At 43.3% G+C, this 15,196-nt stretch carries 11 protein-coding genes and 1 tRNA gene; 2 read left to right on the top strand and 10 right to left on the bottom strand.

Annotated features, from left to right (window positions below; genetic code table 11):
- Nucleotides 1-129 precede the first annotated feature (129 nt).
- From cas3f to HCZ91_RS04365, 6 genes are all read right to left on the bottom strand, one after another.
- Complete coding sequence (gene cas3f, locus HCZ91_RS04390; protein WP_179798420.1) at nt 130-3,612, bottom strand: type I-F CRISPR-associated helicase Cas3f; 3,483 nt, start codon at nt 3,610-3,612, stop codon at nt 130-132.
- Nucleotides 3,613-3,615: 3 nt separating this feature from the next.
- Nucleotides 3,616-4,611 (bottom strand): type I-F CRISPR-associated endonuclease Cas1f, encoded by a 996-nt coding sequence (gene cas1f, locus HCZ91_RS04385; protein WP_179798418.1) that lies wholly within the window; start codon nt 4,609-4,611, stop codon nt 3,616-3,618.
- A 174-nt stretch (nt 4,612-4,785) separates the two neighbouring features.
- Nucleotides 4,786-5,106: a hypothetical protein gene (locus HCZ91_RS04380; RefSeq protein WP_179798416.1), complete on the bottom strand. Its 321-nt coding sequence runs from the start codon at nt 5,104-5,106 to the stop codon at nt 4,786-4,788.
- 10 nt (nt 5,107-5,116) lie between these two features.
- Complete coding sequence (locus HCZ91_RS04375; protein ID WP_179798414.1) at nt 5,117-5,407, bottom strand: hypothetical protein; 291 nt, start codon at nt 5,405-5,407, stop codon at nt 5,117-5,119.
- Nucleotides 5,394-6,599: a DUF3596 domain-containing protein gene (locus HCZ91_RS04370; protein WP_179798413.1), complete on the bottom strand. Its 1,206-nt coding sequence runs from the start codon at nt 6,597-6,599 to the stop codon at nt 5,394-5,396. The genes HCZ91_RS04375 and HCZ91_RS04370 overlap by 14 nt, the downstream gene beginning before the upstream one ends.
- 11 nt (nt 6,600-6,610) lie before the next feature.
- Nucleotides 6,611-6,826, bottom strand: a complete 216-nt coding sequence (locus HCZ91_RS04365) for a hypothetical protein (RefSeq protein WP_075107543.1) — start codon at nt 6,824-6,826, stop codon at nt 6,611-6,613.
- 117 nt (nt 6,827-6,943) lie between these two features.
- Between HCZ91_RS04365 and HCZ91_RS04360 the strand changes: the two genes are divergently transcribed.
- Nucleotides 6,944-7,171: a helix-turn-helix transcriptional regulator gene (locus tag HCZ91_RS04360; protein ID WP_075107579.1), complete on the top strand. Its 228-nt coding sequence runs from the start codon at nt 6,944-6,946 to the stop codon at nt 7,169-7,171.
- Between the two features lie 229 nt (nt 7,172-7,400).
- Here HCZ91_RS04360 and HCZ91_RS04355 read toward each other — a convergent pair.
- Nucleotides 7,401-7,477, bottom strand: a tRNA-Val gene (locus tag HCZ91_RS04355).
- Nucleotides 7,478-7,788: 311 nt separating this feature from the next.
- Between HCZ91_RS04355 and HCZ91_RS04350 the strand changes: the two genes are divergently transcribed.
- Entirely contained in the window at nt 7,789-8,766 is a 978-nt protein-coding gene (locus HCZ91_RS04350; protein ID WP_179798411.1) for a glutathione S-transferase family protein, read from the top strand.
- A gap of 88 nt (nt 8,767-8,854) precedes the next feature.
- On the opposite strand, the gene hemB is transcribed toward HCZ91_RS04350, so the two are convergent.
- The 3 genes from hemB to HCZ91_RS04335 all read right to left on the bottom strand — a co-directional run bounded on the left by hemB (nt 8,855) and on the right by HCZ91_RS04335 (nt 15,187).
- On the bottom strand, nt 8,855-9,862 hold the full coding sequence (gene hemB / locus HCZ91_RS04345) for a porphobilinogen synthase (RefSeq protein ID WP_101206356.1): 1,008 nt from the start codon (nt 9,860-9,862) through the stop codon (nt 8,855-8,857).
- A gap of 283 nt (nt 9,863-10,145) precedes the next feature.
- A complete protein-coding gene (locus HCZ91_RS04340; protein WP_179798409.1) occupies nt 10,146-11,960 on the bottom strand; it encodes an efflux transporter outer membrane subunit in 1,815 nt (604 codons plus the stop codon).
- Nucleotides 11,957-15,187: an efflux RND transporter permease subunit gene (locus tag HCZ91_RS04335; RefSeq protein WP_179798407.1), complete on the bottom strand. Its 3,231-nt coding sequence runs from the start codon at nt 15,185-15,187 to the stop codon at nt 11,957-11,959. The genes HCZ91_RS04340 and HCZ91_RS04335 overlap by 4 nt, the downstream gene beginning before the upstream one ends.
- Nucleotides 15,188-15,196: the final 9 nt, after the last annotated feature.

Genomic DNA, 15,196 nt, shown 5'->3' with positions numbered 1-15,196 from the left:
TTTATCATTTGCAAAGTTTAGTCATTTAAATTAGTAATCTGTGATGCTGTCTTTAGCTGAAGTATTTGTAATTATTAGCAAAAAATAGAAAGTATTTACTTAGAATCATGCTTTTTTCATGCCAATAACTCACTCCCGCACAAAACCAAAAAACTCATGAAATGTCCAGCCGCGACTGTTATTAGCTTTAATGCTATCAAGTGACACTGACGAGTAGGTAATGGCTAACGAACGCAAGCTCTTATCAGGCTGTGCCACTTGTAAGTCCTGCAAGACGTCATTCAATGAAGTGCTTAACCACGACTTTATTTGCGCGTGTTCAAAGTTAAAATCCAGCGGCTGAATGGTTTTATTATGAATGGTAGATTTAACTAAACCTTTTTCAAATACATCTTCTGCATAGTAAGCATCAAATCCTGTCGTTGGCACATCAGTTTCTTCATCATCATTAACCATGCGCGGAATTAATAACCAATCGTCTTGCGGAGTGCCCGCTCGAAAAGGACTGATTTGCTGTAGATGAGTATGCGTACGATTGGCTGTGGCTTTGCTGTCCCAGTAAGCATTAACGTAGTTGAGCTTAGGGTTGTTAAGTAGATGCCGCATAACTTGGTGTTCGAGGTCGCTCAGCGTTTCTACTGTTTTTTCATGAGCTGCTTTAATTCTAGGTCTGGCATCAACTTGTGCTAATTGTTCTGCTGTCATGAGCTCATTCAAATCGTAGCTTGGTGGTTTAAACAGCGTGGTCTCAAACCCTGGATGGGTAAAGATAGGGCGCTTGCCATTAGGGTGCTTAAAGTAGCGAATATTGTATTGCAGCAGCAGGATATTTGGCTCATTAGCAACCTTGTCAGGACGATGTCGCCAGACACGCCCAGCCAGCTGAATGATAGAGCGCATAGAGGAGGGTTCTACGATTGCCCAGTCATAATCATGGTCGCGCCCGACTTCTGCGACAGGAGTAGCCAGTACCATAAAGATATGATTTTTATTAGGGTTATTAGCAATGGCTTGCTTAATCTCAGAATGATCAAAAATGCCAACTTTACTATCGCTACGGTCTAAAATTCTATCTAGCTTATTCTCCAAAGCATTGCGCAGTAGTAAAAGCTGCTTAGCGTGATAGCACGCTACATGTATAACCGTGTCATCTGGCACCGTTATGCTGTCTGCTTTAAATAACTGCATAGCGATACTGGTAATGTTGTTAATATTGGCAACGCGAATGAGTCCAATGCTTACCCGCACATCTTTATCAGCTTGAAGCTTATTATCAGACACTTCATGATACTTATAGTGCAAGCCTATGGCAGCATCAACCAAAGTCTGCGCCAAAGTGCTATAAAACTGCGACGCTTTATCCTTTGTATAGTTAGCTGAAAAAGGCAGTATTTCTGCCTTACGTCTGATAGGTTGCTGGGCTAAATAGCTGGCACGTTTTTCACAAAATTGTTTATGACTGTTTTGAAAGCCGTTAACGTCGCTGCATTGTTCCGATAGCATCGCTTTGGGCTGTTCATCGAACCATGCGCAAACTACTTTTGGCGTAGGTTTATTCTGACTTTGATTAAATAGTTTTCGCCCCTCCATATAGGCTTCAAACAGTCCTGTCACCAAGTCAGGGGTCAAGGTTGCAGATGAAAGCAGCACTCGCGTACCAAAAAGTCCTGCTAGATGCACTAAACGCGACAACGCAGGCAAGTCCGCTTGATCAAAGTCATCAGGTTCATCGAGTATTAAGTCACTACTGAGCAGTCGCAGCATGGGGGCAATATATTTACCACCACGTTTGCACTCAGAGGCTTGGATAATATGGTCAACGGTGCAGGTCACGATAGGCGCAAATATTAAATCGCGTGCTTTAGGGCTAGCGATGACCGTATCGAGATTCAGCGCCTCATAATCTTGATAGTCAATGTCGCTATCGACGATTTCATCTAACAAATCTTCGCTGGACTCACTACCAAAAGTTTCAGACTCACTATCAGGCGCATCGTTCTTTTTGTATTCACCGATAATGTCAGTAATATCATTAGTCTTGTTATCGTATGCCAGCTCAAACAATTTTTTATTGGCGCTACTACCGACTAATATGGCTAACTGGTCACCTGCCAATTTTAAGTTTTTACGAAAGCTTAAACCGGTCTGCAAGGTTAGAATCCGCAGTCCTAAAGCGATAGTAAAGCGCGCTCCTTTTTTTGGGTCAGCTAGAGCGTACATGATACGTGCATTACCGATGGTTTTACCTGCACCTGTCGATGCCATATTAACTCCAAAAAACCCATGCTCGCGCGTGGCTTCTTGCAAACCATAAGTCATCTTGAAAGCTTGATTCTGCCATTTAAAACGTTCAATCCCAGTAGGTTTAGCTAATGGATCATGATTACGTAGTGTTGGCATTTCACTGGCAATGATAGGAAGTGCACGACAAAAATGTGCTGTAAAAGCTCCGACACCTAATAGATGCTCCTCAAGAGATTGCTTAACGGTTGGCATGCTGGCGGTTCGGTCGGTATTAGCGGCTAAATTTTTAAAGCTGCTGTCGACTGTGATACAGCGAGAGTCGTCTTCTTTGAGACTAGAATAATTATGGTCGCCTACCATCAAGCATAACCGTGATATATGCAGTAAGAATGGATCGCTAATGGCTTTGTTATCATCAACCGCTTGCTGGCTTAATTGGATTAAGGTCGGGTCATTCAAGGCTTTTTTAGACCAACGCTTGATATTCTTTTGCCAAGCTGGGCTATTAATGACTAAATGCTCAAATTGCCAAAAGTCCTTTAATTGCGCTTTGGTCATCTGCTCTAACGACTTAGGATTTTTTACCCAATAGTCGAACGGCTCAATTTTTCCATAAAACTGATTTAAGTCTCTTTTAATCTCTAACGTATTTTGAGGTAATTGCAAACGTTGAATATCTTTGTAAGGGTAAAAAACCTTTTTGATAGGTGGCAAGCGGTGATGAGTGACAATCAGCCAAGCAACCCACTGTGCTAGGGGCGGCATAGCTTTTATATTGACGACATCTTTATTAGCATTAGATAGTAGATTTTCTATATTGTTATTTTCTAACCATTTATTTAAATTCATTAAACGGTCAAGCCATGCTTCGTCAGTGCTGCAATCGCCAATCATCAGCTCAAACAGTTTTAATGATATCCATTCATGCCGATAAGAGTCGCCTTGTTTACTACCGACAAGGAGTTTCTTTTGAAAACCAACCGTTGATTTGCCAATGTCGTGGAGTAATGCAGCAAGTGTAGCGATAATTTGAATACTACTGGCATAACTCCATTCATTCTCCCACTCACTGTGCAGAATATTTCTTTTGGTACGGTTTACATGAACCACGCCAACCTCATTAAACCGCCGCTTATTACCCACAATCCATACCAACTCCGTCAGCTGACGAGTTTTATTACGATGACAGCTTACCGCTGTAGACTTGGTCGCTGACTTGCGCAGGAGCTGCTTAACCGTTTTTAGTCCTTCTTCTGTAATAGCCGTCTGCCAAACGTTATCACCAATACGACTAGCAAAGGAATCCAAGATACGTCGTGTGCGCTTGAGTGATTTCTTCTCACATTGAGAGACAAAGGTGACAATCATTTTCTACACCTTCCAGTCGCTAGTCATCGCCAACTGCTTTACCACCTCAAACTGATAATCTAGCGCTTTATGCTGAGTAAACATATTCAGGCATTCTTGCCGAAACTCTTGCTCACTCATGTTTTCGCTCGCGCAGATGAAGGCGAGGGGTAGCACCAACGCGTCCTTGATAATATCGGCAATATCGAACACTAATGCCCCGCGACGTGTCTTACCATGCATCACCGCAAAACCATGCGGAATTCCTAACGTCCATGCAGTTGTGGCACCGAGACCGTACGCCAAATAGTTGCCATGATTGAGAAAACCATTGGCTTTATCGATACCGTCGTGTTCGCGGGTAAAACCATCATAGCCCGTATTTTTGGCAGCTAGCTTATACAGCTGCTTGGTCAGGCGGGCTTCCAATTGCAATAAATGCATGACCTCTGTCTGCTTATCGATTTGCTGAATATTATCATTGAGCAATTTCTGTATCGCATCGATATTGCTGTCAAAACCCCAACGTTTAAGGTCGCTGTCTTTATTCCATACTGCTTGCAGATAAGCAACGCGAGCTATTTGCAACTGCTTGGCTGCAGCAAGGCGTTTATCATCATCCCACCACCAGCTCATCCAACCTTGAATATATTCAGTCGGTCGATACTCGCTTTGCGGAGTCATCCACTCAACATAGACCTCACGCTCTGTGCCCATAAATAACGGCATACCACCACCGCCGCAAAAGCCAACTAACACGCCTGCTTGTGATAGAAGACGCATCGCTGCCTGAGTAATAGACGTACCGGTTCCTAGTAGTATTGAGGTGGTATTAGCGATAGGGATGTTGTAATAGAGGTTGGCTTTGTCATCTTCAGTAAGATACAACACACGCCCGTCCTTTTGCATTACTCGGCAGTGCGAGAGGTAGTAGATATTGGCACGTTTGGAGTGCAAAATGGTTTTGAGATCTGAAGAGACAAAGCTATTATCGGTATAGGCATTATTGAGTTTCGCCATTATAGTTCCGTCTATTAACAGTGAGAAAAATCGAATATAAATTCACTTTAACGAAACTTTGTTTGTAAAACAACAGGTAGGGTTTTTAATACGACAACAAATGTCGTTAAAAATTTAAAAGGCAATAAAAACCAGACAACCTAAGTTGTCTGGTAATAAATTACTTCCAAAAACCTATCTGTCTACAATAAGCTGTCCACCAGAAAAGCTAATACACCCCTCACAAAACCAAGAGTTCAATCTCCTTGCATGAGGAATATCTGCTGGGACATCTAATTGGTAGGGACGACCACAGTACTCACAGTGTACGTCATCTAAATAAACCTGACATTTTGCAAGTGTAGCAAATAAAACATCAGTCTCCGTGTTGTGTTCATAACAAAGCAGTTCTAAATGCGCTATATAATCACTGGGCGACACATAGGACCAATACTCATGGCACAAACGCTTTGCTGTATCCTCTAGAGCTGAATCAAAGACGAAGTTCATGCTCATAATACCCTCCTTAGTATCCATAGCCAGTTTGAGGTAGAAGCTCGTAGAGCTCACTCTGTAGCTGAGTACACATATCATCAAAGACATAGTCGAGATTAGTTTCTAAGCGCTTCTGTATCCATATGCGCAGCGCCGTATGATTATCAAAGCAACTATCAATACTCAGGAACCTAGCCAAACCAGTACCTGACTGAATACAGAGCTCACAGATAAGGTAGTTAGCAATATTATCTGCACCATTACTGACATAGCCACTAGGTTTAAACGTCGCATGCAGCTTATCGTAATCAATCATCTTCATGGTGAGCCCCCTTATCGGTAGATACTTGAGCAATCTGACTGCGATTGACCAATGCTTCAAATGCACTACCATCCTGCCGAGTCATATTCGGTACGTAACGGCTATACGTATTAAACAGCATCTTAGTTGTAGAGTGTCCCATTTGACTGGCAATCCACTCAGGACTTTCGCCAGCAGCCAACCATAGCGTTGCTGCGGTATGACGAGTCTGATAAGCATTACGCTTCTTCAGACCTAAAATCTTAAGAGTTGGGTGCCAAACGCGTTTGTTCACATTGTTATAATCAAGTGGCTCACCGGTATGCGCGCAAAATACATAGTCAGATCGCTTATAAGTGACGGTCTGCTGTTGCTTCAGAGCATCGTAGACCCAAGGTGACATTTGAATTGCACGGTAAGACTCTTGAGTCTTAGGAGGAACAATTTTGCCTTTGACATAAGCTTGTTTGATCACAATCTCACGTCGATTAAAGTCAATGTTCTCCCACGTCAACCCATCAATCTCACTCGTACGCATCCCTGTAAAAAAACGTACCAGATAATAATTGCGATAGTCTGCTCTTACACCATTAATAAATGTCCAAACCTCATCTAGTGTGAATGGTTGAATATCCGTTTTAGGCTGTTTGAGCGCATTGATATCGTAGTAAGGATTATCAAATTTATAGCGTTTAGCTGATTCTTTTAGTATCATACCTAAAGGTACCATTATCGAATTGATGCGTGCCGCTGACAGATGTTTGTTAGCTTTTCCGTAAGTCACTTTGGCGAGGGATGAACGGAAGGCTAATACATCTGTCTTTTTTATAAGATGAATGGGTTTAGTCCCAAACTTAGCAATCAAGTACATATCAATAATCTCCTTTATTTTGCGCTTATAAGTATCACGCCATTCAATTTCTTTTTCAGAAAACCATAATTTTGCAAACTGCTCAAAGGAAGGTGTATTAGTGTTGATACATTCCTTGCGATCGTTCAACGCTACCATCTGTGCCGCTTTATCACTTTTTGGAAAGTACTTAGCGTAGTTGAATAAACCTAGGATGATTTCTGCTTCCATTTTCTCAATCACCTTCTCAAGCTTCTTGCGATTCGCTGGCGTGTCTGTTAAGTTTGTCGTCTCCCGACAGCGTATACCCATATAGTAAAAATCTACAATCAGCTTGCCGTATCTACTTCTGATACTAGCCATTCTATTTCTCCTTATTGAAGTGCCATGGCATTGACGCTACCAGCTATACCAGTGCGCATATCTTTTTCAATTTCTTCCCAAATGTACAAAATCTTACGACCACCGAACGGGCGTATGTAATGAATACCCTCGATAAGCACACTATCCTTGAGCTCATTACGGATAGTACGAGGGTTGTATTTGATGAGTTCAGAAAGCTCTTGGGTAGTTAGGTAGGTATGTGACATAATATGTTCCTTATATAAAGTTTAACCATAATGGTACTTTTAAACACCATAGTTGTAATTTATCATAAATTTATAACTATGCAAGTACTTTTTATAATTATAATTGGAGTTTGTAAGATGATAGTTAACCATCTCCCAACTTTACTAGCTGAAAGAAGGCTAAAAGTAGCGGATGCCGTACGAGCAACAGGGGTAAGCAAGACGACATTACATAAGATATATAACGATCAATCATCTAGAATTGATTTTGATACTATAGATAAGCTTTGTGAGTATTTAGAAGTAGAGGTGGGGGATATTTTTGAATATGTAAAAGAGGATAAAGAGAAAAATACTCAGAAATAGGTTTTAGCTTACAGTTTAAAGTAGAGGTCAAAGAGAGGGTTTTAATTTTAATGGTTCTTAAGGGTCGGTCACGTTTTGGTCACCATTTGGTCACCCTCGCTTTTTTAAATGATTTAAATCTGATTGTATAATCATGACTATGAGTCGATGCAAGCAAGAATTTTCCCCTACAGCCCATATTTCACGGACAAAAAAAAGCCCCAATCTTAAGATTGGGGCTTTTCGAATCTGGTAGGCGTAATCGGATTCGAACCAACGACCTCTACCATGTCAAGGTAGCGCTCTAACCAACTGAGCTATACGCCTATTTAGGTTGAGCATTTTAGCAAGTTTCCCAGACTTTGCAAGTCTTTTTTAGCATAAACCTCTTTTATTATCATAATATCTGCTATTCAGGCTTATATTAGTTATTTAGATATATTCTTGTGTATATTTACTAAATACTGAATTTAATAGGTTTAGTTTTTATTGTTAATAAACAGGGTAACGTTAATGATTAAACCTTTATAACTGATATGATATCTCTCTAAACAACGTAATGGTCATGATAATAATGACTTCAAGTCAGTCATGTTGACTAAGCGTTAAACAAATATTAAAAACAGTTGGAGAATAACATGGGTCTCTTGGTAGACGGGCAGTGGCAAGACAAGTGGTATGAGACAAAAGAGAGAGGCGGCCGCTTTCAGCGTGAAGATGCTGGTTTTAGAAACTGGGTAACGGTAGATGGTAGCGCAGGGCCAACAGGTATTGAGGGCTTTAAAGCCGAACCTGACCGCTATCATTTATACGTGTCGCTAGCCTGTCCTTGGGCACACCGTACCCTTATCTACCGCAAGCTTAAAGGCTTAGAAGACATCATTCCGTTGTCTGTAGTACATCCATATATGGGTGAGTATGGTTGGACGTTTGCAGAAGGTGCAGGCGTCGTTGCTGATCCAGTTATCAATGCAGACTATGCCTATGAGCTGTATACCAAGGCCAAGCCAGACTATACAGGCCGTGTCACCGTACCTATCTTGTGGGATAAAAAAACAAACACAATCGTGAGTAATGAATCATCTGAAATCATTCGGATGTTTAACTCTGCCTTTGATGAGGTTGGGGCGCTAGCAGGTAATTTTGTGCCAGCAGAGTTATTGCAAGAAATCGATGACATCAATACCTTCGTCTATTCAACTATCAACAATGGCGTGTATAAGACAGGGTTCTCTACCACACAGGAGGCTTACGAAGAGGCTGTGATTGAGCTATTTGCAGCATTAGATACACTTGAGACGCGCTTAGCACATCAGCGTTATCTCACAGGAAGCACTATAACTGAGGCAGATTGGCGACTGTTTACGACGTTGGTTCGTTTTGATGCTGTCTATGTTGGGCATTTCAAATGCAATCTGCGCCGTATCGTTGACTATCCAAACCTTTGGGGCTATCTGCGTGATTTATATCAAGTACCTGGTATCGCAGAGACGGTAAATATGGACCATATCAAGCAGCATTATTACACCAGTCATGCCAATATCAATCCTACTCGTATTGTCCCTGCTGGCCCAGTGCTTGATTTTAATGAGCCACATGACCGTGCGCGTCTATAGTTTTATTGATCAGAAAATATTCAAAAAAAGCCCCAGCTACTTATTAGTAGCTGGGGTTTTTACATTATAAAAGGTAGTACAACTACTATTAGGCATTGTTTAGCTGACGAGCCGCTTCTAGAGCAAAGTAGGTCAAGATACCATCAGCACCAGCACGGCGGAAACCAATCAGTGACTCTAAAATCACCGCATCACTTAACCAGCCGTTCTGAATGGCAGCCATATGCATGGCATATTCGCCAGATACTTGATACGCAAAGGTTGGTACGCCAAAGGTGTCTTTGACTTCACGAATCAAATCAAGATAAGGCTGACCTGGTTTGATCATGACCATATCTGCGCCTTCGTTGATATCCATAGCCACTTCATGTAACGCCTCAGCACGATTGCCAAAGTCCATCTGATACTGTTTCTTATGGCCACCTTTTAGGTTGCCAGCACTGCCGACGGCATCACGGAATGGGCCGTAGTAAGCAGAAGCATATTTGGCTGAATAAGCCATGATAGCCGTATTCACAAAACCTTCTGCTTCAAACGCATCACGCATGGCCTTGATACGCCCATCCATCATGTCACTAGGAGAGATGATATCTGCACCGGCACGCGCATGTACCAGTGCTTGCTTGACCAGTACTTCGATGGTTGCATCATTGATGACATAACCGCTGTCATCAAGTAGACCATCTTGACCATGTGAGGTATAAGGGTCTAGCGCTACATCAGTCATGACGACCATCTCTGGCACAGCGTCTTTGACCGCTTTTATCGTACGTGCAGTCAGGGCGTTTTCGTCATAAGCGGCGCTACCGTCTGGTGTTTTCAAAGCGTTATCGATCACAGGGAAAAGGTCGATGGTTGTGACACCTTCTGCTAATAACTCTTTGGCATAGTTGATTAGCAAATCAATCGATAAGCGTTCAACGCCCGGCATACTAGCGATGGTTTCGCGCTGGTTTTCGCCTTCTAATACAAAGACAGGGGCGATAAAGTGCTTAGGATGCAGCTCCACTTCACGAATCATTGAACGTACATTGTCGTTATAGCGCAGGCGACGTAAGCGAGTGGCAGGGTATTGACGGTTAAAGGTATAACTCATAATAATTCCTTATGATTGTTTTAATAGTTATCATGTTACATGGTTAAAATAATATCGCTATAAGCGGTATTTTATAGAATTAGTTTATCAAAATCTGTGCTTTATAAGTGGCTGTATATAAAGCGACCTCATATAAAGAGAGCTTACATAAAGTGAGCCTACTATAACCAAAAGACGTCAATAAAAGCAAAAAGCCCCACCACGTTAAGTCGGTAGGGCTGATAGTACGTATCGACTGTCAATGTGATGATAGAGCTGCGTCATCAGATTAAGGCTGGGTCATTTAAGGCTCAACAATCTGGGTCACAGGAACTTGTTCAACACTATCGTTATTAAAGCGAGTCTCTTCAGTGACCACGCCGACAGCGGCATCTTTCTTACCATCATCATTAACATCAACGATAGCAGTCGGTTTGAAAGTAGTCGTTTCTACCGCTTGCGACTGCTTAATGGCGACAGCTTCTTGCGGCGTAGTCACACGCGCTGAACCAGCTGCTTTGATGGCATTTGTCGCTTTGGTTTTTGCACTAGTAGCAGTTCCAGTGACAATCTGCGCCAAGTTAGTATGCTGCGGTACAGGAATGACAGATGGTACATCAAGGTTCGCACCGCCACCAAGCGCTTGGTACAACTCAATCTGGCTAACGATTTTCTGTAGCTCTAAATCTAGAATACCTTGCTGAGTAGAGAATAGTGAACGCTGCGCATCAAGTACGTCCAGATAGTTTGAGATACCTGCTTTAAAGCGCGCATCTGCTATCTGATATGTCTGCTCAAAATTATCCTGCAGACGATACTGCGCCTCTAACTGCTCACCGAGCGTCGCACGTGTAGCAAGTACATCTGACACTTCGCGGAATGCCGTTTGAATAGAGCTCTCATAACTAGCAAGCGTTTGCTCACGTTCGATTTGAGCCACATCATAGTTGGCATCTAAACGGCCTGCATCAAATATAGGGACGCTCACGCTAGGTCCAAATGACCAGCCAACGGCACCATTTTTAAACAAGTCATTTAGGCTGCCGCTACTGACGCCCACACTACTGGTCAAGCTAATAGATGGGAAGTAAGAGGCACGGGCCACTTCGATATTCGCACCAGCAGCTTTTAGGTTATATTCTGCTTGTAGGACGTCAGGACGATAACGTAGTAATTCACTTGGTAGACCAGCATTAAATATCTGCTGGCTGGTGATATTACTGACAGCAGGTGTTGGGATAAGCTCATTTGGAATAGCGCCACCAACCAAGTACTGCAATGCATTGCGTGATTGGAGAACGCTGGTCTGTGCACGTAATACGGCAAGCTTGGCATTCTCTAACGAGGCAGAAGACTGTAGTGAAGGTAGCTTAGGATCGATACCTGCTTCAAAACGTTTATCCGCGATAAAGAGCGAACGCTCACGACTCTCAACTGTGGCTTCAGCCAGTTTTAATTGCGCCAAGCTGTAGCTTAGGTTGGCGTAGCTTTGTGCGATATTACTAATCAAGCTGATTTGGGTCGCATCTTTGGCTGCTGTGGTCGCCAAGAAATTCTGCAATGCTTGATCTTTTAAGCTTGAGATTTTACCCCAAAAGTCGAGCTCATAATTAGCAAGACCTAAGTTGACACTGTAGCTACTACTAGCGTTTCGATCAGTACGATTCTGTGCTGAGCGAGTATAACCAGCACTGCCGTTGATAGCTGGCAAGTCATTAATATCGGTAATCTGATACTGTGCACGTGCTTTTTCAATAGCTAGGCGCGCACTCTCAAAGTCTTTGTTGTTTTCAAGACCGAGAGCAATCAGACCCTTTAGGCGCTCATCGCTATAAAAATTCTGCCAGCGCTGACTAGCAATGCTTGCTTGGTCAGCACTACTGACAGTCTCTTTATCAAATGCACCGTAAGATTGCTGCATAGGAATATTTGGCTCTGCTAGCACAGGACGCATATCCGCTTTTGGAATGGTGTTACAAGCGGCCATGCTGATTGCCAATGCAGTCAGCCCTAACAGGCGGCCACTGTTTTTGCGCAAACGAGATAGTGCTGGCTGCGCATCGATAGCTGTAATAGCTACCGATGACGAGTTGATGATAGGTGTTTTTTGAGCACTCATTGTGTATTGTCTCCAAGACTTGCAGGCTGATAACTCTCAGAAGGTGTTGGGTTATGCGAGTTAGGCGTACCATTGCCACCATCTTTATCATTGGGTGTATTGTTCTCATATTTATGCGGGAACGCACTACGCACCCAGATATAGAACATTGGGATAAAGAAGATACCTAAGAGGGTTGCTGTGATTACCCCACCAACAACACTAGTACCAATAGCGTTTTGACTGCCTGAACCTGGCCCATTCGCCAAGAATAATGGCACAACACCCAGTCCAAAGGCAAGCGAGGTCATGATAATCGGACGCAAACGTTGGCGTGCTGCGGTCATGACGGCTTCTCTGAGACTGTAACCTTCTTCTTGGTGTTCTTTCGCAAATTCGATAATCAAAATGGCGTTTTTGGCGGATAGACCAACGACAGTCAGTAGACCAACTTGCAAGTAGATATCATTGGCAAAACCACGTAGCCAGGTAAATATCACTGCACCCAATACCCCAAGTGGAATCACTAGTAGCACAGAGACAGGAATAGACCAGCTCTCATACAACGCTGCCAAACATAAGAATACAACTAGAATTGAAAGCGCATAAAGCATCGGCGCTTGTGCACCTGACTTTTGCTCTTCCAACGACATGCCTGTCCACTCATAACTGATGCCCTCAGGTAGCTTGTCTATCATCGCTTCCATTGAGCTCATTGCTTCACCAGTACTTAGACCTGGTGCGGCGCTACCTTGGATGTTCATTGACGGTAGGCTGTTGTAACGAGTAAGACGCGGTGAGCCTGACTGCCACTCACTACTAGAGAATGCATCAAACGAAATCATATCGTTCATGTCATTTCGTACATACCATTTACCAATATCATCAGGGTTGGTACGGCTGCTGGCTTCACCTTGTACATAGACGCGTTTGATACGGCCACGATCGATAAAGTCATTAACGTAGCTTGAGCCCCACGCTGTTGAGATGACACTGTTGATATTACTTAGTGACAAGCCATAAGCTGCCGCTTGTTCTTGATTGATATTTACTTTAAGTTGTGGCGAATCTTCTTGACCGTTAGGACGTACGCCAGCCACTTGCTCGTTCTGTGCGGCCATACCTAAGAGCATATTTCGGGCTTCAAGTAGCCCATCATGTCCGAGGTTACCACTGTCCTGAATCATTAAGTCAAAACCACTGGCATTACCAAGCTCGGTAATTGCTGGTGGGACGATGGCAAATACTTGTGCTTCGTTCAGCTGAGTAAAGAAGTACCCCATTGCTCGACCAGCGACAGCTTGAGCGGTGTTTTCATCGCCCGAGCGTTCCTCCCAGTCTGATAAGCGCACAAACGCCAGACCCATATTCTGACCTTGACCCGCAAAGCTAAAGCCTGCAATGGTAAAGACCGAAGCGATATTATCGGTTTCTTGAGTATCGTAATAGTTTCTAACTTTATCCAATACGTCTTGCGTCTCATCTAACGTAGAGCCAGCTGGAAGCTGTACCAAGGTAAACATAATGCCTTGATCTTCTTCTGGTAAAAACGAGCCTGGAATACGTAAGAATACGACCGCCATGATACCGATAATGGCTGCGTAGCCAATCATGTATAACCATTTAAAACGAATACTTTTGCCGACAAAGTTTTCGTACGAACGGCTAAGTTTGAAGAAGCCGCGGTTGAACCAACCAAAGAAGCCTTTTTGCTTTTCGGTACTGCCTTTTTCATGACTTTTGCCACGTTTTAGCAAGGTTACACATAGGGCAGGGGTGAATACAAGCGCGACCATGGCAGAGAGCACCATGCTGGTAATCAGCGTGATAGAGAACTGACGATAAATCACACCTGTTGAACCACCAAAGAAGGCCATCGGTACGAATACTGCAGACAAGATAAGCGCAATACCAATAACGATTTTACTGATTTCACCCATCGACTGGATAGTTGCATCTTTGATAGAGATGTGAGGATCTTCTTCTAGTATTCGCTCGACGTTCTCTACGACGACGATCGCATCATCGACCAACAGACCGATGGACAATACCATGGCAAACATGGTCAAGACGTTGATACTAAAGCCTGCAATATACAACACTGCAAAGGTACCCAAGAGTACGACAGGTACGGCAAGGGTCGGGATAATGGTGGCACGCCAGTTCTGTAAGAAAATGAACATAACGATAAATACCAACACAATCGCTTCAATGAGGGTCATAACGACTTGTTCGATAGACAAGCGTACAAATGGTGTGGTGTCATAAGGAACGACTGAGGCTAGACCAATTGGGAAGTTTTTTTCCAGCTCAGCCATACGTGCGCCGACGGCTTCACGAGTCTCAAGGGCGTTTGCGCCACCAGCGAGTGAAATACCTAAACCGGCTGCTTCTTGACCATTGTAGAGAGAGACAACGCTATAGTTCTCACTACCGATTTCAACATCTGCTACATCACCCAAGCGCACTTGTGCACCAGAAGTATCCGTTTTTAGTAGAATGTTTTTAAATTCTTCAGGCGTTTGTAGATAACTTTGTACAGTAACAGTGGCGTTGATAACTTGTTTGTCTGTGTCGGCAGGTGCTTGACCCAATTGACCAGCAGATACCTGAGCATTCTGTGCTCGTATCGCATTGACGACATCTGAAGGTATCATGTTGTAGCTACGTAGGCGTGATGGGTCTAACCAAACACGCATCGCATAAGTAGAACCAAAGACCTGAACTTCACCCACACCCTCTACACGACTGATCGAATCGACGACATTAGAGTTAATATAATCGGCAATATCTGCCCGATCCATGGTGCCATCTTCAGAAATAAATGCTTGCACCATCAAAAAGCTGCTAGACGATTTATTGACGTTGACACCTTGACGCTGAACAGACTCAGGCAAGGAGCTCATCGCTGCTTGCAGTTTGTTCTGTACTTGTACTTGAGCTGTGTCAGGATCTGTGCCGTTTTCAAAGGTAAGCGTCACTGAAGCACTACCATTTGACGAGCTCGATGACGACATATACATCAGACCATCGAGGCCTTTCATACGCTGCTCAATGATCTGTACGACTGAGTTTTCTACGGTTTGCGCATTAGCACCAGGATAGCTTGCACTGACCGAAATAGTCGGCGGTGCAATACGTGGATATTGTTCAATCGGTAGATTGATAACGGATATTACCCCGATGAGCATGACCAAAACAGCCAGCACCCATGCAAAAATAGGGCGATTAATAAAAAAACGTGACATAGTATATCC

The sequence above is a fragment of the Psychrobacter sp. BI730 genome, from assembly GCF_013414195.1.
GTDB lineage: Bacteria > Pseudomonadota > Gammaproteobacteria > Pseudomonadales > Moraxellaceae > Psychrobacter.
This window is presented reverse-complemented; position numbering and strand designations above follow the sequence as displayed.

What these genes read in the sequence shown, in the direction of transcription:
- HCZ91_RS04370 (WP_179798413.1), bottom strand. Translation starts at nt 6,599, where the DNA reads ATGGCTAGTATCAGAAGTAGATACGGCAAGCTGATTGTAGATTTTTAC.
- HCZ91_RS04335 (WP_179798407.1), bottom strand. Translation starts at nt 15,187, where the DNA reads ATGTCACGTTTTTTTATTAATCGCCCTATTTTTGCATGGGTGCTGGCT.
- cas3f (WP_179798420.1), bottom strand. Translation starts at nt 3,612, where the DNA reads ATGATTGTCACCTTTGTCTCTCAATGTGAGAAGAAATCACTCAAGCGC.
- HCZ91_RS04375 (WP_179798414.1), bottom strand. Translation starts at nt 5,407, where the DNA reads ATGAAGATGATTGATTACGATAAGCTGCATGCGACGTTTAAACCTAGT.
- HCZ91_RS04360 (WP_075107579.1), top strand. Translation starts at nt 6,944, where the DNA reads ATGATAGTTAACCATCTCCCAACTTTACTAGCTGAAAGAAGGCTAAAA.
- HCZ91_RS04340 (WP_179798409.1), bottom strand. Translation starts at nt 11,960, where the DNA reads ATGAGTGCTCAAAAAACACCTATCATCAACTCGTCATCGGTAGCTATT.
- HCZ91_RS04350 (WP_179798411.1), top strand. Translation starts at nt 7,789, where the DNA reads ATGGGTCTCTTGGTAGACGGGCAGTGGCAAGACAAGTGGTATGAGACA.
- HCZ91_RS04365 (WP_075107543.1), bottom strand. Translation starts at nt 6,826, where the DNA reads ATGTCACATACCTACCTAACTACCCAAGAGCTTTCTGAACTCATCAAA.
- HCZ91_RS04380 (WP_179798416.1), bottom strand. Translation starts at nt 5,106, where the DNA reads ATGAGCATGAACTTCGTCTTTGATTCAGCTCTAGAGGATACAGCAAAG.
- cas1f (WP_179798418.1), bottom strand. Translation starts at nt 4,611, where the DNA reads ATGGCGAAACTCAATAATGCCTATACCGATAATAGCTTTGTCTCTTCA.
- hemB (WP_101206356.1), bottom strand. Translation starts at nt 9,862, where the DNA reads ATGAGTTATACCTTTAACCGTCAATACCCTGCCACTCGCTTACGTCGC.